The sequence below is a fragment of the Nisaea sp. genome, assembly GCF_965216895.1.
In the GTDB taxonomy this organism is placed as follows: domain Bacteria; phylum Pseudomonadota; class Alphaproteobacteria; order Thalassobaculales; family Thalassobaculaceae; genus Nisaea.
This window is the reverse complement of sequence record NZ_OZ244205.1, coordinates 4,107,790-4,130,678: the sequence shown is the minus strand read 5'-3', so window position 1 is coordinate 4,130,678 and position 22,889 is coordinate 4,107,790. Positions and strand designations below refer to the sequence as shown.

The window sequence follows — 22,889 nt, the reverse complement described above, 5'->3', positions numbered from 1 at the left end:
GTCCCAGTGCCGCCACTCCGAAAGCCCGAACTCCTTCATCTTTTTGAAGAAGCTTTGCGTGCAAGCAGTCTAAGTTTTCTCAAATTATCCGGCGGAGGAGATCATCCGGCGACATACCAGATCTTAGGCCAAAACGAATCTTTTCGACTCAGAGTTTATATATGGAACCTTACTTTTGGCGGGCGTGTGAGCTTACCAGATGAATGGCGAATTCAAGTAACTGGCCTTCCCGAATTTGATGGACACCAGAGGTTCATTCGCGAGACAGGTGGCAAGACGGCTATTCTTGGATGGTGCGCGGATCTAGGCGTCTACGCTGCCTATGACATTGGGTACCATCTCGATCCTCTCGGCGGGTCTCCATCGATACAAATCCGCCAACCAGCTTTGGAATCGGCAAGATTGAACGGGCTTGCCCATCATTTTAGGGGCGCAGAAGAGGTCGCATTTGCGGTTAGACCGTCATATATGGGCGTGTATCTAGCAAACATGGAAGAATTGCACGCTTGTGGCTCGTCCGAAGAAGCCCTGCGGCTTCTTGAGCAAATCTCTGCGGATCCCGATTCAGTTGCCGAAGCAGAGATTGAAGAGCGCGCTCCCGCGCCTCGGAAATATGCGGTCATTTCTGCGAGAAAAGCGCTCAGGGAAGCAGATTTTAGAGGTCGAGTTTTAACGGCTTACTCGAACTCGTGCGCAATGTGTGGTGTCCAGCTGAGACTACTCGATGCGGCGCATATTCTGCCTGCGGCGCATCCAGACAGTACGGACGAGACCCGCAACGGCATTGCCCTTTGTGCCTCACACCACCGGGCATTTGATCGAGGGTTGGTCACATTCGATTCAGGTTTTCACATCCATCGAAACGAAGAGATGGAGCGTGAATTAGTCCGTTCTGGCCTAGACGGAGGAATTGACGATTTCCGAAACAGCCTTTTTCCGATGATCGAGGTCCCACCAAACCGTAGTGACCGACCAGCAGAAGGCTTCATCCAGCAAGTAAACGAGATGAGAGGCTGGCGTTTCTGAGAGGATCTCGCCTGCATCTCCTTTTTCCTCAATAGACAAGCTGCTTCATTATCGAAAGAACTAGAGGCTTTTCCTATTTTTCCCCACAAGGAAAATACTTTTCTCCAATGGCTCCGTTGCTTCGCGCCTGGGGATCAAAGGGAGACACACTACTAAATTCGGGGCGCAGTGCGGCCCCGCCCTGCCATCCCCAACCCCGCCATTGCGCCCGCGCGCAAAGCCGCTATCGTGCCGCCCTTCGCAGATCACCGCACACAGGACCTCGCCCATGGCGCCGCAGCCCGTCTCCTCGCAGCTTCTCGACAATTGCCTCAGCGACGCGGAATTCCCCGAACTGCCGGGCTTCGTCCGGGGCAAGGTGCGGGATGCCTACAAGCTGCCAGACGGGCGGCGCCTCTTGATCGCGACCGACCGGCAGTCCGCCTTCGACCAGGTGCTGGGTGCCGTGCCCTGCAAGGGCCAGGTGCTGACCCAGACGGCGCGCTACTGGTTCGACCACACGGCCGACATCTGCCCGAACCAGGTGATCTCCTACCCGGACCCGAACGTAGTGCTGGTCAAGGATCTCGACATGGTGCCGATCGAGATCGTCGTCAGGGCCTATCTCACCGGCTCCACCAGCACCAGCGCCTGGACGATGTACAATCGCGGCGAGCGGGTGATCTACGGCCATCCCTTCCCGGACGGCATGAGGAAGAACCAGAAGCTGGAGCAGACCATCATCACGCCGACGACGAAGCCGGCGGATGGCGGGCATGACGCGCCGATCACCGAGGCGGAGATCCTCGCCTCGGATCTGGTGACACCCGCGCAGTGGCGCGAGCTGGCGGAAAAGAGCCTCGCGCTCTTCGCCCGCGGGCAGGACCTCGCGGCGAAGCGCGGGCTGATCCTCGTCGACACCAAGTACGAGTTCGGCATCGACAGGGACGGCACCATCACCATCGCCGACGAAATCCACACGCCGGATTCCAGCCGCTACTGGATCGCGGGCAGCTATCAGGAGCGGTTCGATGCCGGCGAGGAGCCGGAGAGCCTCGACAAGGAGTTCCTGCGGCTCTGGATCGCCGGCCAGTGCGATCCCTACACGGACCCGATCCCGGAGATCCCGGCCGAGACCCTGCTCGCCTTCAGCGACAAGTATGTCTCGCTCTACGAGCAGGTGACGGGCCAGAGTTTCGAGCGGCCGGATCCCGCGGTGCCGGTGCGCGAGCGGATCCGGACCGCGCTCGCCGCCGCGCTGCCGGACTATTTCTGAGCGGACCGCTTCCGTCTCGATCCGGGCAGGCAACCGTCATGCGCCCTCCCCCGCGCACGGAAACGCCGCGGGACTCGGCGCGCACGCCCGCCCCGGCATCCCCGCGCGCTTTCGGCTGCCGAAGCGGGACAGCGGCTTCCAATCGGAACCGGAGCGGCCGGATCAAGGAGACATGGCCGGTGCGGCCCCGGCGCGGGGGCATGCATCCCGTGGTTTCGATCGGCCTCCACAGGCGGACCGTCAGTACGTTTCAGGCCAATTCAATTTGGCTATCAAAATAATTTTATTACAGACCACGCTCCACGCCGAGCACCAAGAACTCAGATTTTTAATAAACCATATCAATATATAACCGGACTTTCGGCAGAGCGGGCGATCGCCCGACGGCGCACCGCGTCGTTCGAGACTCACAGAAAATATTTAGGTTGCGAAATCATTTTTGATGACCATCTGTTCGCTCGAAGGAGGATTTCGATGTCAGACAGAGATCATTATATCGAGAAAGCCAAGGCCCGGATCGAGCAGTGGAATGCCGAGATCGCCAAGATGAAGGCCAGGGCCGACGAGGCCGAGGCCGACGCGAAGATCGACTTCCGGCGCCAGCTCGACGAGATGCGCGCGGAGCGCGACAAGGCCGAAGCCCGGCTGACGGAGCTGCGCGATGCCAGCGACAAGGCGTGGGATGACGTGAAGTCCGGCTTCGAGAAGGCCTGGGACGACATCTCCGCCGCCTTCGACAGCGCCCGGACCCGCTACCAGTAACCCCGAACCCGCAATCCGCCACCAGCAAAGGAGACCGAAGATGACTGTTCGCAAGATCCTCTATACCACCGCTTTCGCCGCCGCCCTTACCGCCGGCGCGGCCCCGGCCATCGCCTCGGAGACGGCCCCGTTCGTCACCGCCAAGGAGGTCCGCACCGAGATCTCCGAATCGATGGACGCGATCGCCAAATACACCGCGCAGGAGCGCAAGCAGGCGGTCGCCGAGGCCGAGGCGGCGATGAACAAGCTCGATGCGGAGATCGACCGCCGCGGGCAGGCGCTGCGCGAGAACTGGGCCGAGATGTCCGAGTCCGCACGCGAGACCGCCCAGGAAGGCATCGAGGAGCTGCAGGCGGCGCGGAACGAGCTCGGCGAGCGCTACGGCGCCCTCAAGGCCGGCACGGCCGATGCGTGGGAGGACCTGAAGTCCGATTTCACCCAGGCCTGGAACTCCTTCTCGGAGACCTGGAAGTCGGCCGACAAGGACGCCGGCAGCTAAAATGACCGGCGGAATACGCCGCCCGCTCCCCTGAGGCGGCGTATTCGCGCGCCAGCACCGTCACCGGATCGCGCCCCGCCGACCGCGGAAAGATCCGGTGACGGAAAAACCATCCGTCCCGACGAATTCGTACCTCGCCAAATACACGCTTTTTTCATAGAACCATAGCAGCAAGGTGTGGTTGCCGAACCCTTGCGGCCCACGCCGGTTGCGTGTCGCCGCGGGCCGTTCGAGCGGCGGGGCGAGACGGGAAGCGTGGATTGGATTGCGAGTTTCAGATTGCCGCGGAGATGCGCTCGGCTCTGCTTGAAGATCGCGTTTGCGATGTAGAGGCGGTTTTTCTTCAGAACGGCGCCTATCCGCCGGACCTCGTCTGGGACCCGGAAGTGGAGCAGATCGAGGACAGCCGGCTGCGGCAGCTCCGCGACTACTGGCGCGCCAAGGCCGGTGGCGCTCCGGCGGCGCCGGAACACATGATCGATCCCGCGGAGATGCGCTTCATCCTCGGCTACGTAATGCTGCTAGAGGTGCTCGAAGCCGGGAGCGACTTTCGCTACCGCCTCTATGGCAGCCTGATCGCCGAACGGTTCGGGCGCGACGTCACGGGGCAGACCGTGCGCCAATTCGGCGACAGCGAATATATCGTCAATTTTTTCCTCGCGACCTACCAGGCGGTCAGCACGACGCGCAGGCCGCTGCTCTCCGTCCATTATCCCAGACCCGGGTCGCAGACCGCGAGCTGGAGCCGCTTGATCCTGCCGCTCTCGGACGGGAGGGGAACGGTCTCCAGGCTGCTTGTCGGCCAGATCCCCGGCGAATGGCGCCCGCGACCGCCGGGCGCGACGCCGACGGCATTCTGACGCTCAGTCCGCGGACGCGGCGTCGGGCGCCGCGGTCGCGTCGAGCCGGTCGTGCAGCCGGCCGAAAATCCGCTCCAGCGCCTCACGGTCGTCGGCGTCGAGCACACCGAGGAGATCGCGCTCGAAATCTTTCGCCAGCGGCACGATCTGCCTGTAGACGGCCCAGCCGGCCTCGCTCAGCGAGATTTCCAGCAGCCGCGCGTCCGACGCCTTGGCCGACTTCCGGACCAGCCCCGCCGCCTCCAGCCGGCTGACGGCCCGGCTCACCTTCACCTTGTCGAGATTGACCCGGGCCTGGATATCGCGCACCGAGATCCGCTCGGAGCGGGCGAGATGGGCGATCACCCGCCATTCCGGTATCGAGATTCCGAAGCGCTCGGCATAGAGCGTCGAGAGCGCCTTGCTGACCCGGGCCGCGATCACCGCCAGCCGGTAGGGCAGGAAACGGTCGAGATCCAGCATGTCGATATCGGTATCGGTCTCTCGCGGCATCGGCAATTGACATTCGTTTCATATGTAACGATCATGCCCATCCTACGGGAGATGACGCCCGGAACCAATCAAAAATCCGGGCCTGAAACAGCGCCCTCCGGGAGGACGAAATGAACAAGGTTTCCGAATCCGCCACGATGAGCAGCAATCCGCTGACGGGCACCTCGACGGGCTATATGCCCGGCTTCGGCAACGATTTCGAAACCGAGGCCCTGCCCGGCGCCCTGCCGCAGGGCCAGAACAGTCCGCAGAAATGCGCCTACGGGCTCTATGCCGAGCAGCTATCCGGCAGTCCCTTCACAGCGCCGCGCGGCGAGAACGAGCGCAGCTGGCTCTACCGCATGCGCCCCTCGGTGAAGCACACCTCCCGCTTCTCCCGCATCGCCGTCGACGGCTGGAAGACAGCGCCGCACCAGCCGGAACACGGCCTGCCGCTCGGCCAGTACCGCTGGAACCCGGTCCCGCTCCCGACCGGCAAGACCGATTTCGTCAGCGGCATCCGCACCATGACCACCGCCGGCGACGTCAACACCCAGACGGGGATGGCGGTGCATGTCTTTGCCTGCAACGCGGACATGACGGACGACTACATGATGAACGCGGACGGCGAAATGCTGGTCGTCCCGCAGCTCGGCCGCATCGAGATCTTCACCGAGCTTGGCCGCATGGCGCTCGGCCCGCGCGAGATCGCCGTCGTGCCGCGCGGCATGATCTTCAAGGTGACGCTGCTGGACGACGAGGCCCGCGGCTATATCTGCGAGAATTACGGCGCCAAGTTCACCCTGCCCGGCCGCGGCCCGATCGGTGCAAACTGCCTCGCCAACCCGCGCGACTTCAAGACCCCGGTTGCCGCCTACGAGGAGCAGGAGACGCCCTGCCGCCTGATCGTCAAATGGTGCGGCAGCTTCAACGCCACCGATATCGCGCATTCGCCGCTCGACGTCGTCGCCTGGCACGGCAATTACGCGCCCTACATGTACGACCTCACCACCTTCTCGCCGGTCGGCGCGATCCTGTTCGACCATCCGGACCCGTCGATCTTCACGGTACTGACCGCGCCGTCGGAGACCGAGGGCACGGCGAATATCGATTTCGTCATCTTTCCGGAGCGCTGGATGGTCGCCGAGCACAGCTTCCGGCCGCCCTGGTACCACCGCAACATCATGTCGGAATTCATGGGCAACATTTACGGCGCCTACGACGCCAAGCCCGAGGGCTTCGTTCCGGGCGGCATGAGCCTGCACAATTGCATGCTGCCGCACGGCCCCGACAGCCAGGCCTTCGAGGGTGCCTCCAACGCCGAACTGAAGCCGCACAAGCTGACCGAGACCATGGCCTTCATGTTCGAGACCCGCTTCCCGCAGCACCTGACCGAATACGCGGCGAAGGACGCCCCTCTGCAGGACGACTATATCGGCTGCTGGACAGGCCTCGAGAAGAAATTCGACGGAACACCGGGTATCAAGTGATCATGCGCAGCTGGCTTCCGTCCGCCAATGCGGACACCTCGGACTTTCCGGTTCAGAACCTGCCCTATGGCGTGTTTTCCCATGGCTCCGGCGCGCCGCGCTGCGGCGCCGCCATCGGCGATCGGGTGCTCGACCTGGCGGCGCTCGAGGCGGACGGGCTGCTGCCGACGAGCGGCAAACCGGTCTTTTCAGCGCCGGAACTGAACCCCTTCATGGAGTGCGGCCCGGAGTTCTGGACCGAGGTCCGCGCCCGCCTGACCGACCTCCTTCGCGAGGGCGGCGACGGCGCGGTCCGGAACAAGGAGGAGCGCTACCTGCACCCGCTCGCCGCCGTGACGCTCCACCTGCCCTTCCGGGTCAGCGAATACACCGACTTCTATGCCGGCAAACAGCATGCCTTCAATGTCGGCACCATGTTCCGCGGCCCCGAAAACGCGCTGCCGCCCAACTGGCTGCACATCCCGATCGGTTATAACGGCCGCGCCTCGTCCGTCGTGGTCAGTGGGACGGACTTCCACCGACCCGAGGGGCAGCTGAAACGGCCGGACCAGGGCGAGCCCGAATTCGGCCCGAGCCAAAGGCTCGATATCGAACTGGAAATGGGTGCCGTGGTGGGCACGGGCAGCCGCTTCGGAAAGCCGGTCTCGGTCGCCGAGGCCGGCGAGATGATCTTCGGCTACGTCCTGCTGAACGACTGGTCGGCGCGCGATATCCAGGCCTGGGAATATCAGCCGCTCGGGCCCTTCCAGGGCAAGGCCTTCTGCACCACGATCTCGCCCTGGGTGGTGACGAAGGCGGCGCTTGAGCCGTTCCGCACCCCGACGCCGGAGCGCGAGCGCAAGCTCCTGCCCTATCTCGAGGAACCGGGGCCGATGCTCTACAGGATCGATCTGGAAGTCGCGCTGACACCGGCCGGTTCGTCCGAAGAAACGGTGATCAGCCGGACCAATTACAGCACGATGTACTATTCCGCCGCCCAGCAGCTCGCCCACCACACAAGCAGCGGCTGCCCGATGCGCAGCGGCGACCTGCTCGGCTCGGGCACGATATCCGGCGAGACGCCGGACAGCTACGGCTCGCTGCTGGAGATGAGCTGGGGCGGCAAGACGCCCTTGAAACTGGCAAACGGCGAGGACCGCAGTTTCCTCGAGGACGGCGACAGGGTGACCTTGCGCGGTCATGCGCAGGGCGACGGATACCGGATCGGTTTCGGAGACTGCACGGGCAGGGTTCTGCCTGCGCGCAGCTAGGCAACGAGAAGAGAGCAAACGGGAGGACGGCCAGATGGCCAAGCAATTCGCGTCCATGGGCGACATGGCGGAAAAGAAGATCACCTTCAGCGAGATCGGCCGGGACATCTGGGCCTTCACCGCGGAGGGCGATCCCAATACCGGCGTGATCATCGGCGACGACAGCGTGATGATCGTCGATGCGCAGGCGACGCCGCGCCTCGCGAACAAGGTGGTCGAGAAGATCCGCTCCGTCACCGACAAGCCGATCAAATATGTCGTGCTCTCGCATTACCACGCGGTCCGCGTGCTCGGCGCCTCGGCCTACGGGGCGGAGCAGATCCTCGCCTCCGAGAAATGCCGCGCAATGGTCGCCGAACGCGGCCAGGAGGACTGGGACAGCGAGTTCGGCCGTTTCCCGCGGCTGTTCCAGGGCCATGAATCGATCCCGGGCCTGACCTGGCCGACCATGACCTTCCGGAACAAGATGACGGTCTATCTCGGCAACCGCCGGGTCGACCTGATGCATCTCGGCCGCGCCCACACCGCCGGCGACATCGTCGCCTGGGTCCCGGACGAGCGCGTGATGCTGACCGGCGACATCGTCGAACACAAGGCGGCCTGCTATTGCGGCGACGGACATTTCAGCGACTGGGGCAACACCCTCGACAACATCAAGAGCTACGATCCGCTCGCCATCGCACCCGGTCGCGGGGCCGCCCTCGTCGGCACGGAACAGGTCGATGCCGCGCTCGACTTCACCCTCGACTTCGTTACGAGCACCTATCGCCCGGCGGCCGCCGTCGCCGCGCGCGGCGGGTCGCTGAAGGAAGCCTGGGACGCGGTGCGCGCGGCCTGCGATCCGAAATTCAGCGACGTGCCGATCTACGAGCATTGCCTGCCCTTCAACGTGACCCGCGCCTATGACGAGGCCCTCGGCATGGACACGCCGCGGATCTGGACCGCCGAGCGCGACCGGCAGATGTGGGAACAGCTCCAGGGTTAGGAGGGCGGCCCCATGAGCCGGATCTTCGAGCAGCCGCTCTACCCCTACGAGCGGGTGCCGGACCAGGACGCGAAGGCCCCGGTCCGGCACCCGGTCGTCGTGGTCGGTGCCGGGCCGGTCGGCCTTGCGCTCGCGGTCGATCTCGCGCTGAAGGACGTTCCGGTCCTCGTCCTCGACGACAACGACAAGGTCAGCCACGGCTCGCGGGCGATCTGCTTTTCCAAGCGCACACTGGAGATCCTCGACCGGCTCGGCTGCGGCCAGCCGCTGGTCGAAAAGGGCGTCACCTGGAACAAGGGGAAGGTCTTCTTCGACGAGCGCAAGGTCTACGAGTTCAACCTGCTGCCGGAAGCGGGCCACCGGCGTCCCGCCTTCATCAACCTGCAGCAGTACCATTTCGAGGTCGGGCTGCTGCAGCGCCTGCGGGAGTTGCAGGCGGACAGCCGGCCGGTCGAGATCCGCGGCCGCAACCGGGTCACCCACGTCGAGAAGGACGAAACGGGCGTCCGCCTTTCGGTCGAGACGCCCGATGGCCCGTATGAGCTCGAGGCGGACTGGCTGGTCGCCTGCGACGGCGCGAAATCGCCGGTCCGCTCCATGCTGGGGCTCGATTTCCACGGCCGGGTGTTCGAGGACAATTTCCTCATCGCCGACGTCATTATGGAAGCGGAGTTCCCGACCGAGCGCTGGTTCTGGTTCGATCCGCCCTTCAACCGCGGCCAGTCCGCCCTGCTGCACAAGCAGCCGGACGGCGTCTGGCGCATTGACCTGCAGCTCGGCTGGGACATCGAGCGCGAGAAGGAGATGCGCGAGGAGAACGTGATCCCGCGCCTCAAAGCCATGCTCGGCACCGACGCGAAGTTCAGCCTCGAATGGGTCTCGGTCTATACTTTCCAGTGCCGCCGCATGGAACGCTTCGTTCATGGCCGCGTGCTATTCGCCGGCGACAGCGCACACCAGGTCTCGCCCTTCGGCGCGCGCGGCGCCAACAGCGGCATCCAGGATGCGGACAACCTCGCCTGGAAGCTGAAGCTGGTACTCGGGGGCACAGCGCCGGAACGCCTGATCGAGAGCTACAACCGCGAACGCGTCCAGGCGGCGGACGAGAACATCCTGAACTCCACCCGCTCGACCGATTTCATCACGCCCAAATCGGAGATCTCGCGAATCTTCCGCAATGCCGTGCTGGATCTCGCCGAGCATCATGCCTTCGCGCGGCCGCTGGTGAATTCGGGACGGCTCAGCCTGCCCGCGACACATGACGGCTCGCCGATCAATACAGCTGACGCCCTCCCTTGTGGTCCCGCACGCACGCGGCCCGGTGCCCCCGCGGCAGATGCCCCGGCGGGAAACGGCTGGCTGCTGGAGAAGATCGGAGGCGCGTTCACACTGCTCGGCGTGGACGCTGATGTTCCTGAACTTTCGGAAGCCGCGGGCCTGCCGGTACGCGGGATCGCGCTTTCGGCGCGGGACGACAGTTCCGGCGCGCTCCGGGAACGTTATCTCGGGACCGAGAGGCAGGCGGTCTATCTCCTGCGTCCGGATCAGCATGTCGCCGCGCGCTGGAACGCCTACGATCCCGGCGCCGTCGCAGCGGCAGTCGGGACAGCGACCGGAGTCTCCGCATGAGCGAACTGAACACCTCCCCCAATCTGCAGGATCCCGACGGATTCTATGCGGAATTGCTGGCGGCGCATGACGGTCTGACGAAAGCCGAGAGCGATGCGTTGAACGCCCGACTGATCCTCTTGCTGGCGAACCAGATCGGCGATCGGGAGATCCTGCGGGCCGCGCTCGCGGCGGCCTTGCCGACGCCGGCCCGCGAAGAATATCCCTGAACGGGTCCCCCCCTCGACGCGCTGGCCCGCATTCTCTGATTTCGATGCGAAATCGTCGGCATGACCGAAGATTTATACCCACAGTCGTTTTCAAGCTAATTCACCTATAGTAGGAAAATAACTCCTTACTCTCGGCTACAGTTTGTACTCGGGAACCCAACCGATTAAGGAGGTGAAGAATGCCCGGAAAGATTTTCGTCCGGCCCGTGAAACGCGCCACAATTACTTTTTTGGCCGCTGCCGCGGTCCTGCTGTCGGCGGCAGGCGCAAGAGCGACATGCGGCCCCGCAGACTCGGTCTATATCGGCTCGGTTTGCACGACGGCGGCCGACTTCTGCCCCCCCGGATACCTGCCGATGAAGGGCCAGCCCCTCTCCACGACGGTCTTTCAACCACTCTATTCCCTTCTGGGCTGCCGATGGGGCGGAGATTGCAAGCATACCTTTTACCTGCCCGATATGCGCGGGCGGTCGCCGGTCGGCACCGGTACGGGCCCCGGTCTCACGAAAATCGAGCTCGGACAGACACGGGGAGCGGAGACCCACGAACTGACAGTCGCACAGCTACCAAAACACAGTCACGTTGCGTTTTTTACGCCCACCAGCAGCGGGAACGTTAGCGCCAAGCTCGAAGCTTATTCGGGAGGTGCAACGACCGACACTCCCTCCGCAGGTGAATTCATTTCCGGCGGCGGTGGCACCCCCGTCTTCGGGAAAGGCGGTTTCGGCACGCAACTCGTCGAACTGGATGGGCTGACCATCACAGGCAGCGCTCCCAGCGGAACCGTAGAAGTCGGAAACACAGGTGAATCAGCCCCCTTCGCCATCCAGGGACCGGTCATGGCGCTGACCTATTGCATTAACAATGACGGACTCTTTCCGTCGCGAGGCTGACCATTGCCAGGAATTCAACTCCGGGAGACATATGAAATGTCCGATACCAGAATCCGACGACGTGCCTCGCTGCTGATTGGTTTCGTGTGCACGGCTAGCGCGCTCCTGCAACCGCTAGCACCCGCGAAAGCGACCTGCGGACCCGGGCCCTATATCGGGACTGTCTGCGCGACGGCGGCCAGCTTCTGCCCAACAGGGTATTTAGCAATGGTTGGTCAAGAAGTAGCGATAGCATCCAAAACAGAGCTTTTTTCGTTGCTGGGCTGCAAATGGGGAGGCGACTGCCGCAGCACTTTCGGGATTCCGGATATGCGCGGCAGGACTCCGGTCGGCGCCGGGACCCGCCCTGATCGCAAACTGACCCCATTAGAACTTGGCCAGTTCCGAGGCGCGGAGACCGTCGCCCTGACCCACAAGAACCTGCCGGCTCACTCCCACAAGGCTAAGTTCAAGCCTTCAAGCGACAATATGCCTGCCAACGGCACGCTCGAGGCCTACACGGCACAAGCATCGAACGATAGCCCGATGCCCGGCTACCACATTTCCGGTGGCGGCACCGTGCCGCGTTTCGGCACGGGCGGCTCCGGTGCGCAGCTCGTCGAACTGAATGGGGTGACTGTCGAAGCCCTCAATCCCGGTACAGGAGACGTGGTGATCGAGCAGGCCGGCTCCTCCGCCGCCGTCAACATCCAGGATCCGGTGACGGCCCTGACCTATTGCATCGCATCGAAAGGATTCTATCCGGAACAAAGTGAATGACGGCGAACTCTAAAGCTCTCCGTTAATGCGGGCGCGGCAGCCATGGGCAGTCGTGCCCGCCCTCGCGAGCTTCTCCTGACGAGATAAATTCGTCTCGAGCTCCTTGGCCGACAACACCTCCCGCCCGGACGAACCATCGACCACATGCAGGAAATAATAAATCATTCCGCGCGCCGCCCGCCGAAATTTTCTCCCCCAAAAAAATCTACCCTGAATTGTGACAAATTGCGTCAACGACTTACCGCAAAACCGGACAAAATTGTCCAGAACCTAAAACTGTTATCCCAATTCACGAGAAACGCTTCAAATTCGGAAAGCGCAAAATCCATAAAATTTTATACATCGAGGAACCGGTTAATATAATTATTGAATGTTTATCAATTACTTGATCCAATATAAGTGTCGAAGTCGTGTAATGCTGCCGACTGGCATTTTGCAGCAGCGGCCTGAACGTCATCCGAGAGGCGAGACAATGATGCGCGCACCGAGCACGGTCGCATTCATCGACCATAGCGTTATTAAACCTGAAGTTCTTCTCGATGGACTGAAAGGCGCGCCCTTCGCGTTCACACTCTCGGCATCGGGAGACCCTCTCCCAGAAATTGCATCCCGCCTCGCCGGAATGCGGGACATCGAAAGACTCGTTCTGGTGGCACACGGCGAGCCGGGTGCGATCGAACTGAGCGGCCGGAAGATCGATGGCGCGGCACTGGCACGACATGCGGGATCGCTGGCCGAGATCAAGGCTGCTCTGGCGACGGACGCGGAAGTGTTGCTGCTTTCATGCGCCGACGGGGCCGAACCGGCCGGTCTTGCCTTTATCACGACTCTCGAGAATGCACTCGGTGTGGCGGTTCATGCAGGAACCGCAGAGCTAGGTGGCGCGGCCGGTTGTGACGCTCCTTCAATCGCGCCGGGCTTCCTGGACCGCCGCGCGACCGCCACCGAATGCAATGGACCCGAATTTGCGGAGCAGTCGATCCGGATGCATCACCCGGTTGATCATCACTCTGGAACGGAGTTTCCCCGGGAAATACTGTTCGTTGATTCCAACGTCGCCGACGCCGACATCCTCACAGGGTCCCTCTCCCCGACTATCGCTGTCGCGCATCTGAGCCACGATACGGACCCACTCTCGCAGATCGCCTCGTTCCTGGCGGACAAGCGCGAGGTCGAACAAATCCACATCCTAGCGCATGGCGAGCCCGGCTTCCTGCATCTCGGCGGCACGCGCGTTGGCGTGCACCACCTCGCCGCGAATCACCGGGCGAACAAGATCATTCGCCAGGCCCTCGCTCCCGAATCGGTGATCAGCCTGCATGCCTGTGCGGTTGCGCAAGGTACCATGGGAGAGGCGTTCGTTTCCGCCTTGTCGGAGACAACAAACGCTCGTGTGGAAGCCTCGGCCGGGCCGTTGGGCGGAGATGCCGGCTGGGAGGCCTGGCCCGGCGCCGTCCTCCCTTATTCCGCCCACGCGTTGGAAGCCTATCCGTTCCGGCTTTCCACATTCGACTTCTCAAGCGCCACAATCACGGGATCGGGCACCGGCACATTCACCCAGACAATCGATAGTGTGAAAGTCACCGTCACACTTGGAAATGGCGGCAACCTCACGACGCAGACTGGAACTGATGGCGCCGCCGTCAAGATGTCTACGGCCGCCGACACGACGATGAGCTTCGCCTTCGACAGTGCGGTCGACATCACGTCGTTGCAGGTAATCGAATTCGGGCAGCCGGTGAATTCCGGCGGCAATTACATCATCAACCCCTCGACCGGAACACAGATCACGGCTGTCGAGAACGGCACGGAACTCGGCGCCGATTCGCAGGAAACCTTCAGCACGTCCGGGTGGAATGGCGTCACCAGTTTCACGATCTCGTATTCGGGCGGCGGCAACATCCTTCTCGGTGTCGACACCATTCAGTTCACCGCGGCGACATCAGATGCCGCCGCCACGACAGACGCCGGCTTCAACACCACCGACGGAACAAACCTCAACCCTTCCAACGTTACCTTCGGCACCGGCGACCAGACCCTCACCATCGCCCAAGCCAGCCACATCACCAGCACTTCGGTCGCAACAGACGGCGGCGGTACCGGCGACACCCTGGTCCTGACCAACGGCGGAGACCTGACAACTTCGGGCTTCACACTGAGCGGTTTCGAGATCCTGACGCTCGGCGACAATGCATCAGCCACGATGTCCGAAACCCAACATGACGGATTCAATGCCATCAATGGCGGCTCCGGCACCGAGTCGATCACGCTGGGGTCCGTCAACGGCGACGGCAATGTCACCGGCGATGCGGATATCGAGACCTACGTTCTCGGCGCGAGCGGTTTCACTCTGACACTCGGTGCCGCCGCCCAGAACGTCACCGGCAGCAGCGGTGCAGACACTGTAAATGTCGGCACCCTCACCGCCACAGGCACCCTGAGCGGCGGCGCCGGGACCGACATATTGCAGCTCGGTGACGGCGCCAATATTTCGGGCGCTACTGTTTCCGGCTTCGAGACTCTGACACTCTCCGGCGGCGCCTCCGTGACCATGACCGAGGCGCAGCACGACGCGTTTTCCTCGGTCACCGCGCCGGGCTCCGATGTCATTACGATTTCGGCTGCCGAGAACGGTTTCCAGACCAACTCGGCAGTCGAGAAATACATTCTCGGCGTGGCCAACGCGACCACGATTACCGGCGGCGCACAGGAAATCACGGGCTCCGGCGGGAACGATACCTTTACCTTCCAGGGCCTGACCTACACCGGTACGCTCTCGGGCGGAGCCGGGACCGACGCAATCCAGATGACGTCCGGGACCGACATCTCCGGCGCGACCGTCACAGGGGTCGAGAACCTGACGATGGCGGGCAGCGCATCGGTTACGATGAGCGTGTCGCAGCTGAGCGCCTTCAGCGGCGGCACGATCACGGCGAACGGCAGCGAAACGGTGACGCTCTCCGGCGACGGCAATCTGTCCACCGTCACCGCGATCGAGAGCTATGTGCTCAATGACGACAGCACCAACGCCCGCACCGTAACGCTCACCAACGCCGGACACAGCGTCAGCGCGACCTCCAGCACCGACGCCGTCACCTTCGATGCCGGCGGACTGACCCTTACCGGTACGCTGACCGGAGAAGGCACGGTCAACGACACGCTCTCGATCAGCAATGGCGCCAATGTCTCGGGCGCTACGATTTCCGGTATCGCCAACCTGACGCTGGCGAACGACGGCTCCGCCACGATGACGGCGGCACAACTCAACGGTTTCAGCGGCACGACGACCGCGACCGGCACCAATACGCTGACCCTTACGAGCACGGGTTCGGTCACCGGCGCCGATCTCTCCGCCATCGAGACCCTGGCGACGGCAAGCGGTGGCTCCGAGACCATCACCCTGACTGCTGCCCAGGCTGCAGGAAAGACCCTGACCGCGACGGATACCGGCAACGACAGTTTTGTGGTCACCGGATCGACAGGAAACCAGGCGATAACGGGCAGCGCCGGAGCCGACACGATCGACGGCGGCAGCGGCAGCGACACGATCCAGGGTGGCTCCGGCAGCGACGTCATCAGCGGCGGGGACGGCGCCGACAGCCTTGCGAGCGGCAGCGGACAGGACAGCCTCATCGGCGGCGCCGGCAACGACACCTTCGTCGGCACCGCCAGCGACTTCAATGGCGACGTCATCAGCGGTGCCGCCGCAGGGGATGTCATAGTCCTCAGCGGAGACACAAGCTTCGCGACAAACCTGAACGGCACCTCGCTCGGCAGTTCGATCTCCGTCGATGGCGGGACTCTGAGTTTCTCCGGGGCTGCGTCCGGCCTCACGATCACGGGGACGACCTCGGGCGGCAATTCGGTTCTGACCCTGACCGCGCCGGCGTCCAACTCCGGCGGCGGCGGCTCGTCCGGCGGCGGATCCTCGTCCGGCGGGGCCTCCGGTCCGGTCACGGTGGTGGACGACGACAACGACACCATGACCGGCGGCGCGCGGACGATCAGCAACAACGGTTCGGAAGCAGGCAGTGCGGCGATCGTGCAGAACACCGGCAATAACGGCAACATCGTCACCGCCACCCTGCCGCCGTCGGTCTCCATCACCTCTTCCGGTCCGGCAGCGGCGCAGAGCACGCAAGACGCCCTGACCACCCTGGTCAATTCCATCGACGAGCGGGATTCCACGGGAGAGAGCGGCCTCATCAGCGGCGCCCAGAGTTTCCTCAACAGACTGGCCAGCACGACCACCCTGGACGTGCGCACCATCATTCCCTCGACCACCGAGAACACTCTCGGAGATCCCATCGTCATCACCGGGACCTCCAGCGGCACCCAGTCGGAGGCCTTCGTCATCGACCTGCGCTCGATGCCGTCCGGCTCCACCCTGCAGCTCGACAATATCGAATTCGCCTCGATCATCGGCGACGCCACGGTCAGCGGCGGTGCGGGACAGAACTACGTCACCGGCGACGATGCCCGGCAGTTCATCTCGCTCGGTGCAGAGGACGACACGCTGTCCGGCGGTGCCGGAGAGGACACGGTGGGCTCGAGCTGGGGCGAGGACATCCTCTACGGCAACCAGGGCACGGATCTGGTGTTCGGGGGCGGCGGCATGGACACCGTCTATGGCGGCCAGGACGCCGACACCGTGCGCGGCGACAACGACAATGACTGGGTCTACGGCAACAAGGGCGACGACACCCTCTCCGGCGGCAACGGCGAGGACCTGCTGTTCGGCGGCCAGAACGACGACATCGTCTACGGCAATGCAGGCGACGACAGCATCTCGGGCAATCTCGGCAGCGACAGCCTCTATGGCGGACAGGGCAACGACCTGATCTCCGGCGGCGACGGCGCGGACATCCTGGCCGGCAACAAGGGCGACGACACGCTTTCCGGCGGCGAGGGCGCGGACATCTTCGTCTTCGAATTCGATGGCGGCAACGACCAGCTCGCCGACTTCCGGGCGGGAACGGACACGCTCGCTCTGGAGAGCGGCCTCGCCGTGGCGGGCGGGACGGAGAGCGACGGCAACACCACCGTGACGTTCTCCGACGGCGGCACGGTCACTGTCATCGGGGTCGGCAAGACCGATCTTGCCGCTGCGACGGGATGGGATCTGGGCTAGCGCACGGTTCCGCGCGGCCCCGGAAGAGCCCGCCATCGTCATGACCGGCGCGCGTCAGGCCGTTTCCCCGGGCCCAGCACCGTGCTGACGGATCCCGGCCGCAGGCTGACCCCGAGCGAAGCGGCGTGGAAGTTCGTTCTCCCGGATGCGGCCATCGAGACCACCGTCTTCGGCCATGGCATCCCGATGGACGCGATCGGGAAATCAACGGCAATCGCCATGTCGGCCAGACGAACGGTCGGTTGAGGCACCGGATTTCGCGATAACCCGGCTGGGAGCGGCCGATCGGATCCGCGCACGGCGGCTAGTTGACGACCCATCCCGCAGTCGCACAAGGGTCCGCACAAAAACAACTCATAGGTTTGTTTCTGGAATCGTCAATCAGAAATAACGCTTTAAAATGAGTACATAGTCATAATTTGTCGCATTTTTTTTGTTGACGCTATCCTGTCAAAACTCAACCCTTCATTAATTCAAACAAGCAATGAATCGGCTCCATCAGAAAGCGGGACCATCGCCATGCGTACGACGTATGCAGGACGCCATTCGTCCGCCGTAACGATTGCGCAAGTTTTCGAAACACAGGAATCCGGCGGCCAGTACGGCGAAGGTGCCGCAAGTCCGGCCGGCCGGGCACTCATCCTCGTTGATCCGCGGGTCGACGGTCACAGGAAGCTGACGGCAGAGCTCGAAGCCACGGCCGATATCCGCATTGCCGACCCCGAGCGGGACGGGCTGGAGCAGATCGCCGAGGCGCTCGCCGCAACGGGCTCCGTGAACGCGCTCTATATCGTCGCGCACGGCGCGCCCGGCCGGGTCTTTCTCGGGGCGGCCGCGATCGATTCCCGGGCCCTGACCAGGAATCACGACACGGTCGCGGCCATCCGCGAGCGGCTGCATGGAGCAGACCTGCACCTGGTTTCCTGCGACACCGGTCGCGGCGTCGCGGGACGAGATTTCGTGACCGCGCTCAGCCACAGGCTCGACGCACCCGTTGCCGCCTTTTCCGGGTCTCTCGGGGCGGGACATAATGGCGGAAACCTGCGGACCGCAGGCGGCCCGACGCACCGAGCGTCGCTGTTCAGCCGCGCCGCCCTCGCCGCCCACCCGACGCTGTTGGCAAACTCCAATGTTACGAGCGACGGCGGCGGGACGTCCATCGGCACCTTCGGCGGCATTTGGGCGGACCTCAATCCCCCCCGCGACAGCGACACGATCTATTTCCACAGCGGGGTCGATTCGATCGACCTGACCTCCAGCGTCTCGATCACATCGTCCGCATCACACCATTCCGCGACCAGCACCACCCTCACGATCTCGAGCGGCACGAGCCAGACGATCTCGGTCGCGGCCGGCAAGTCCTTCACCATCGGATATCCGAGCTCTTCCACCGATCAGACCTTCATAGTCTCCGCCAAGATCACGGGCGCGGGCGGCGTAACCGCGAACAAAGCATCGCTCACCCTCTCCGGTTCGAACGACTTCTCGGGCGACTTGAAAGTGACCGGCGGCGGGTCGGTGAGCGTCGGCGCCACAAGCAATTTCGGCAGCGGGACCGTAACGCTCGACAACGGCACCCTGATCGGAAGTGGCGGCAACCCCGACGCATCGGGGAATTTCACCATCGGGTCCGGCGGCGGCACACTCCAGGTGGACGGCGGCATCCTGACCCTGGACGGCACGATCTCGGACGGAAGCGCCGGCCATACGCTGACGAAGAGCGGCAGTGCCGTAGCCATCCTCGAAGGGGTGAGCAGCGACTTCACCGGCACGGTAAATGTGACCGCCGGCTCGCTTGTCGTGGATGCGTCCGGCGCGGACAGCGCGCTCGCGAAGGCGACATTCAACGTGACCACCGGCAGCCTCCAGCTCAATAGCGACGAAACAATCGGCGGGCTGACCGGTTCCGGCACGGTTTCGATGCCCGCCGGGGACCTGACCATCGACCAGAGTGCCGATACGACATTCTCGGGCGTGATCTCCGGTTCGAACGGCATCACAAAGAGCGGCGATGGCATTCTCACGCTTTCTGGCGACAACACCTACAACGGCGCGTTCGGTTCGTCCGGTGCGGGCACCGTGGTCGCCGACGGCACGCTCGTCGTCGCCGGCTCACTTGCCAACAACAACGCGATTCTCGTGCAGAGTGGCGGGACGCTCGCTCTCAAGGGAACGTCGAACGGCGGTGTGAATCTCGCCGACGGCGGACAGCTCGGACAGGCGGGCACCTATAACGGAACGCTGGAGGTCAGCGGCACCACCACGCTCGGCGTGGCCGGCGGCACGTCCAGCACCTTTCATATCGATGTCGAGAGCGACGGAAGCGGCGGTTATCGGTACGACGCCCTAAAGGGCAATACGACCTTCACGATCGCCGATACCAACCTCACCGTGGTCTCCGACGGCAGCACCAGTATAGGCGACACTCTCACGATCATCGATAATACCAGCGTCGGTGCGATCAGCGGAACCTTCAACAATCTCTCGGAAGGCGCCACGCTGAGCGCAGGCGGGCACACCTACCGGATCAGCTATGTCGGCGGCACCGGAAACGACGTGACCCTGGAGCATATCGCCGCCCCCTCGAGCGGGGGCAGTTCCGGGGGCAACTCCGGCGGCGGACTCTCCGTGACGGACCAGACTGCGGAGGACGCGTCCGGCGCCGCGACCGGACATACGCTGGTCAACAATTCCGGCAGCTCTGCGACCGGCGCCCTGGTCCAGAATACCGGCAACGGCAATCTGGTGACCGCAACCCTGCCGAGCGGGGTCTCGCTGACCAACAAGGGAACCTCGAGCGCCGAGGTCAGCAGTACGGCGACCACCACCCTCACCGGCGAGATCCGGACGACTGAACCGGACACCACCGACCAGAGCTTTCTGGACGGCCACGGCCAGACTTTCCTCAGCAAGATGTCCGGCATGGAGATGGATATCCGCTCGATCAGTTTCTCGTCGAGCGAGGCGAGCGCCCAGACAGTGCAGATCACCGGACAATCCTCCAGCGGCGGCGAGGCCTTCGTGATCGACACGACCGGCCTCCCCTCCGGCTCCACCCTGCAGCTCGACAATATCGAATTCGCGGCGATCGTCGGCAACGCCACGGTCAGCGGCGGCGCGGGGCAGAACTACGTGGTCGGCGACGATGCCAGGCAGTTCATCTCCCTCGGCGCCGAGGACGATACGCTTGCCGGCGGTGCCGGAGAGGACACGGTGGGCTCGAGCTGGGGCGAGGATATCCTCTATGGCAACCAGGGCACGGATCTGGTGTTCGGGGGCGGCGGCATGGACACGGTCTATGGCGGCCAGGACGCCGACACCGTGCGCGGCGACAACGACAATGACTGGGTCTACGGCAACAAGGGCGACGACACCCTCTCCGGCGGCAACGGCGAGGACCTGCTGTTCGGCGGCCAGAACGACGACATCGTCTACGGCAATGCGGGCGACGACAGCATCTCGGGCAATCTCGGCAGCGACAGCCTCTATGGCGGACAGGGCAACGACCTGATCTCCGGCGGCGACGGCGCGGACATCCTGGCCGGCAACAAGGGCGACGACACGCTTTCCGGCGGCGAGGGCGCGGACATCTTCGTCTTCGAATTCGATGGCGGCAACGACCAGCTCGCCGACTTCCAGGCGGGAACGGACACGCTCGCTCTGGAGAGCGGCCTCGCCGTGGCGGGCGGGACGGAAAGCGGCGGCAACACCACCGTGACGTTCTCGGACGGCGGCACGGTCACCGTCATCGGGGTCGGCAAGACCGACCTTGCCGCTGCGACGGGATGGGAGTTCGGCTAGCAACTGCCGCTCACGACCGCCATCAGGGATCAATACACCGGATATGCGGGCATGCCGGTCCGCATATACCCGAAAGCACCAGCCTTCGGGTCCGACGATGTCATTCTCGACCAGTCAAACCTACGGGAGGGTCCTCTTGATGAAACGTGACGTCCTAAATCGATTGCTCGCCTCGTGCGCCTTCGGCCTGATGCTGTTGCCGTTTTCCGGCGGCACCGCCGCTGCATGCTCCGAAGACCAGTACCTAGGGTCCTTGTGCATGACGGCGGCAAGAACTTGCCCGAGAGGATTTCTGCCAGCCACCGGCCAGATGCTGCCCATCACGCCGTTTCAGTCGCTTTATTCCTTATTGGGGTGCGCTTGGGGAGGGGATTGCAAGAACACGTTCGCTCTCCCGAACATGAGGGGGAGAGCCCCCGTCGGCTACGGCAAGGCGCCCGGGCTTTCCGAAATCGGTTTCGCCCAATATGTCGGCAAAGAAAGCGCTAATCTTCTCGTGCCGCTGCCGGAGCACTCGCACGGGGCCAACTTCGTCCCACACGGCGAGACCCCGGTGGACGGAACCCTGACGGCCTTCGATACCGGTGCTACGTCAGCGTCTCCCACGCCTGGTGCCTTCATATCCGGGGGTGGTACGGATCTGAAGTTCGGCACCGGAGGATTCGGTACTCAATCGGTTGAGGTCGGCGGCCTGACGATCGTGGGAGGCATCCCATCAGGCTCCGTCAAAGTATATAAGGAAGGTGTCCCCGAGGCCACGCTGACCGTTCCGCTCCGCAATCCGGTTGCCGGTGTGACTTATTGCATTTCGACGCAAGGTGTTTATCCGCCAAGACCCGAAAGCCAATGACCTGCAGATAAGGGCGGGCCGCCACGACGACCGCAGCGGCCCATCCATCAAGCCTCCTCGTGCGGAAAGGGCTCTCCCTCGCCGCCGATGGAACGGGTGAAGATCTGGATGCCGTCCTCCGACGTCCGGACGATGCCGATATCCGGGTTCTCCGCGACGAACTCGACTTCCTTGCGATCGGCAAAGCTCAGATAGACCTGATGGTTGAAGGCGCGTTGCAGGTAGAACGGAATGCCGCGCCAGTGTCCCGAGATCGGGCGATGGACGTGACCGAGCAGCATCTGGGCGGGGCGGCGCTTTTGCAGCACCTCGAACAGCGCTTCGCCGTCCCGCAGCTTGATACGGTCCATCGCCGGAATGCCGAGGTCGAAAGGCGGATGATGCAGGGCGAGGACTACCTGCCTGTCCGCCGGCACCGAACCGAGTTCGCGGTCGAGCCATGACAGGCGGACGTCGCAAAGCCGGCCTTCATGATCGCCCGGGGCGTCATTCAGACTGTCGAGGCAGATCACCCGCGCACCGGCGACATCGAGCGAGAATTGGATGAACCCGCCCTCGATCCCCGGAGCGTCGGGGAAGACCTTGCGGAACGGCGCACGGCTGTCGTGGTTCCCCATCATCAGGAAGACCGGCATCTCCAACGGCGCCAACGCTTCCTTCAGCGTCTCATAGGCCCCCTCCTCGCCGTGATGCGCGAGGTCTCCCGTCACGAGCACGGCTTCGGCATCGCCGTGGAAGCGGCGGATCAGATCGACACCGGCGCCGAGCCGCTTTCTCGGGCTCGTTCCGTAGAGCAGCGCGTCGCCGGGGACGAAATGGGTATCGGTAATCTGGATGAAACTCATGGGGCGTCCGGTCCTTCCCTGGCACCGCTTGCCGCCCGGGAAAGGCCGGCGAAGCAATTGAAACGGCACACAGAATAGCGAACATCTCTTACAAGGGGATGACGCCGGCGGCGGAATCGCCCGATACCCAGGCGTCGCTTAGCGGCGCGTCCCGATATACGCGCCCAAGTGACT

18 protein-coding genes are annotated in these 22,889 nt (G+C 63.6%); 16 read left to right on the top strand and 2 right to left on the bottom strand.

Annotated features, from left to right (window positions below; genetic code table 11):
* Nucleotides 1-6 precede the first annotated feature (6 nt).
* The 5 genes from ACOOE1_RS19575 (at nucleotide 7) to ACOOE1_RS19555 (ending at nucleotide 4,402) form a co-directional block, all read left to right on the top strand.
* The gene (locus tag ACOOE1_RS19575) at nucleotides 7-1,026 is read left to right on the top strand and encodes an HNH endonuclease (RefSeq protein ID WP_420403885.1); all 1,020 of its coding nucleotides are present in this window, start codon (nucleotides 7-9) and stop codon (nucleotides 1,024-1,026) included.
* 268 nt (nucleotides 1,027-1,294) lie between these two features.
* Nucleotides 1,295-2,281: a phosphoribosylaminoimidazolesuccinocarboxamide synthase gene (locus tag ACOOE1_RS19570; RefSeq protein ID WP_420403884.1), complete on the top strand. Its 987-nt coding sequence runs from the start codon at nucleotides 1,295-1,297 to the stop codon at nucleotides 2,279-2,281.
* A 474-nt stretch (nucleotides 2,282-2,755) separates the two neighbouring features.
* Nucleotides 2,756-3,043 carry a coiled coil domain-containing protein gene (locus ACOOE1_RS19565; protein ID WP_420403883.1) on the top strand — a complete coding sequence of 96 codons (288 nt, stop codon included), beginning with the start codon at nucleotides 2,756-2,758 and terminating at the stop codon, nucleotides 3,041-3,043.
* Between the two features lie 40 nt (nucleotides 3,044-3,083).
* Nucleotides 3,084-3,542, top strand: a complete 459-nt coding sequence (locus ACOOE1_RS19560; RefSeq protein ID WP_420403882.1) for a hypothetical protein — start codon at nucleotides 3,084-3,086, stop codon at nucleotides 3,540-3,542.
* A 260-nt stretch (nucleotides 3,543-3,802) separates the two neighbouring features.
* Nucleotides 3,803-4,402: a PAS domain-containing protein gene (locus ACOOE1_RS19555; RefSeq protein WP_420403881.1), complete on the top strand. Its 600-nt coding sequence runs from the start codon at nucleotides 3,803-3,805 to the stop codon at nucleotides 4,400-4,402.
* A 3-nt stretch (nucleotides 4,403-4,405) separates the two neighbouring features.
* Here ACOOE1_RS19555 and ACOOE1_RS19550 read toward each other — a convergent pair whose 3' ends face one another.
* A complete protein-coding gene (locus ACOOE1_RS19550; protein WP_420403880.1) occupies nucleotides 4,406-4,894 on the bottom strand; it encodes a MarR family winged helix-turn-helix transcriptional regulator in 489 nt (162 codons plus the stop codon).
* A 110-nt stretch (nucleotides 4,895-5,004) separates the two neighbouring features.
* Between ACOOE1_RS19550 and hmgA the strand changes: the two genes are divergently transcribed.
* From hmgA to ACOOE1_RS19495, 11 genes are all read left to right on the top strand, one after another.
* Nucleotides 5,005-6,363, top strand: coding sequence for a homogentisate 1,2-dioxygenase (hmgA, locus tag ACOOE1_RS19545; protein WP_420403879.1), 1,359 nt, complete (start codon nucleotides 5,005-5,007; stop codon nucleotides 6,361-6,363).
* Between the two features lie 2 nt (nucleotides 6,364-6,365).
* Nucleotides 6,366-7,613 carry a fumarylacetoacetase gene (gene fahA, locus ACOOE1_RS19540; protein WP_420403878.1) on the top strand — a complete coding sequence of 416 codons (1,248 nt, stop codon included), beginning with the start codon at nucleotides 6,366-6,368 and terminating at the stop codon, nucleotides 7,611-7,613.
* 34 nt (nucleotides 7,614-7,647) lie between these two features.
* Entirely contained in the window at nucleotides 7,648-8,598 is a 951-nt protein-coding gene (locus ACOOE1_RS19535; protein ID WP_420403877.1) for an MBL fold metallo-hydrolase, read from the top strand.
* A 12-nt stretch (nucleotides 8,599-8,610) separates the two neighbouring features.
* The gene (locus ACOOE1_RS19530) at nucleotides 8,611-10,227 is read left to right on the top strand and encodes an FAD-dependent oxidoreductase (RefSeq protein ID WP_420403876.1); all 1,617 of its coding nucleotides are present in this window, start codon (nucleotides 8,611-8,613) and stop codon (nucleotides 10,225-10,227) included.
* Nucleotides 10,224-10,436, top strand: coding sequence for a DUF2783 domain-containing protein (locus ACOOE1_RS19525; protein WP_420403875.1), 213 nt, complete (start codon nucleotides 10,224-10,226; stop codon nucleotides 10,434-10,436). Before ACOOE1_RS19530 ends, ACOOE1_RS19525 begins: the two co-directional genes overlap by 4 nt.
* A 179-nt stretch (nucleotides 10,437-10,615) precedes the next feature.
* Nucleotides 10,616-11,329, top strand: coding sequence for a phage tail protein (locus ACOOE1_RS19520; RefSeq protein ID WP_420403874.1), 714 nt, complete (start codon nucleotides 10,616-10,618; stop codon nucleotides 11,327-11,329).
* Nucleotides 11,330-11,365: 36 nt separating this feature from the next.
* The gene (locus tag ACOOE1_RS19515; protein ID WP_420403873.1) at nucleotides 11,366-12,088 is read left to right on the top strand and encodes a phage tail protein; all 723 of its coding nucleotides are present in this window, start codon (nucleotides 11,366-11,368) and stop codon (nucleotides 12,086-12,088) included.
* A 370-nt stretch (nucleotides 12,089-12,458) separates the two neighbouring features.
* The gene (locus ACOOE1_RS19510; RefSeq protein ID WP_420403872.1) at nucleotides 12,459-17,219 is read left to right on the top strand and encodes a DUF4347 domain-containing protein; all 4,761 of its coding nucleotides are present in this window, start codon (nucleotides 12,459-12,461) and stop codon (nucleotides 17,217-17,219) included.
* Between the two features lie 81 nt (nucleotides 17,220-17,300).
* Nucleotides 17,301-17,465, top strand: coding sequence for a hypothetical protein (locus ACOOE1_RS19505; protein ID WP_420403871.1), 165 nt, complete (start codon nucleotides 17,301-17,303; stop codon nucleotides 17,463-17,465).
* Between the two features lie 273 nt (nucleotides 17,466-17,738).
* Nucleotides 17,739-21,020: a DUF4347 domain-containing protein gene (locus ACOOE1_RS19500; RefSeq protein WP_420403870.1), complete on the top strand. Its 3,282-nt coding sequence runs from the start codon at nucleotides 17,739-17,741 to the stop codon at nucleotides 21,018-21,020.
* Between the two features lie 139 nt (nucleotides 21,021-21,159).
* Entirely contained in the window at nucleotides 21,160-21,870 is a 711-nt protein-coding gene (locus ACOOE1_RS19495) for a phage tail protein (RefSeq protein ID WP_420403869.1), read from the top strand.
* Nucleotides 21,871-21,917: 47 nt separating this feature from the next.
* Here the strand turns inward: ACOOE1_RS19495 and ACOOE1_RS19490 are convergent, their stop codons facing one another.
* Nucleotides 21,918-22,715: a phosphodiesterase gene (locus ACOOE1_RS19490; RefSeq protein ID WP_420403868.1), complete on the bottom strand. Its 798-nt coding sequence runs from the start codon at nucleotides 22,713-22,715 to the stop codon at nucleotides 21,918-21,920.
* Nucleotides 22,716-22,889 lie beyond the last annotated feature (174 nt).

Coding starts and splice junctions, on each gene's coding strand:
- ACOOE1_RS19565 (WP_420403883.1), top strand. CDS start 2,756: ATGTCAGACAGAGATCATTATATCGAGAAAGCCAAGGCCCGGATCGAG.
- ACOOE1_RS19525 (WP_420403875.1), top strand. CDS start 10,224: ATGAGCGAACTGAACACCTCCCCCAATCTGCAGGATCCCGACGGATTC.
- ACOOE1_RS19530 (WP_420403876.1), top strand. CDS start 8,611: ATGAGCCGGATCTTCGAGCAGCCGCTCTACCCCTACGAGCGGGTGCCG.
- ACOOE1_RS19510 (WP_420403872.1), top strand. CDS start 12,459: ATGTTTATCAATTACTTGATCCAATATAAGTGTCGAAGTCGTGTAATG.
- fahA (WP_420403878.1), top strand. CDS start 6,366: ATGCGCAGCTGGCTTCCGTCCGCCAATGCGGACACCTCGGACTTTCCG.
- ACOOE1_RS19550 (WP_420403880.1), bottom strand. CDS start 4,894: ATGCCGCGAGAGACCGATACCGATATCGACATGCTGGATCTCGACCGT.
- ACOOE1_RS19495 (WP_420403869.1), top strand. CDS start 21,160: ATGAAACGTGACGTCCTAAATCGATTGCTCGCCTCGTGCGCCTTCGGC.
- ACOOE1_RS19500 (WP_420403870.1), top strand. CDS start 17,739: ATGCGTACGACGTATGCAGGACGCCATTCGTCCGCCGTAACGATTGCG.
- ACOOE1_RS19535 (WP_420403877.1), top strand. CDS start 7,648: ATGGCCAAGCAATTCGCGTCCATGGGCGACATGGCGGAAAAGAAGATC.
- ACOOE1_RS19520 (WP_420403874.1), top strand. CDS start 10,616: ATGCCCGGAAAGATTTTCGTCCGGCCCGTGAAACGCGCCACAATTACT.
- ACOOE1_RS19560 (WP_420403882.1), top strand. CDS start 3,084: ATGACTGTTCGCAAGATCCTCTATACCACCGCTTTCGCCGCCGCCCTT.
- ACOOE1_RS19570 (WP_420403884.1), top strand. CDS start 1,295: ATGGCGCCGCAGCCCGTCTCCTCGCAGCTTCTCGACAATTGCCTCAGC.
- ACOOE1_RS19515 (WP_420403873.1), top strand. CDS start 11,366: ATGTCCGATACCAGAATCCGACGACGTGCCTCGCTGCTGATTGGTTTC.
- hmgA (WP_420403879.1), top strand. CDS start 5,005: ATGAACAAGGTTTCCGAATCCGCCACGATGAGCAGCAATCCGCTGACG.
- ACOOE1_RS19490 (WP_420403868.1), bottom strand. CDS start 22,715: ATGAGTTTCATCCAGATTACCGATACCCATTTCGTCCCCGGCGACGCG.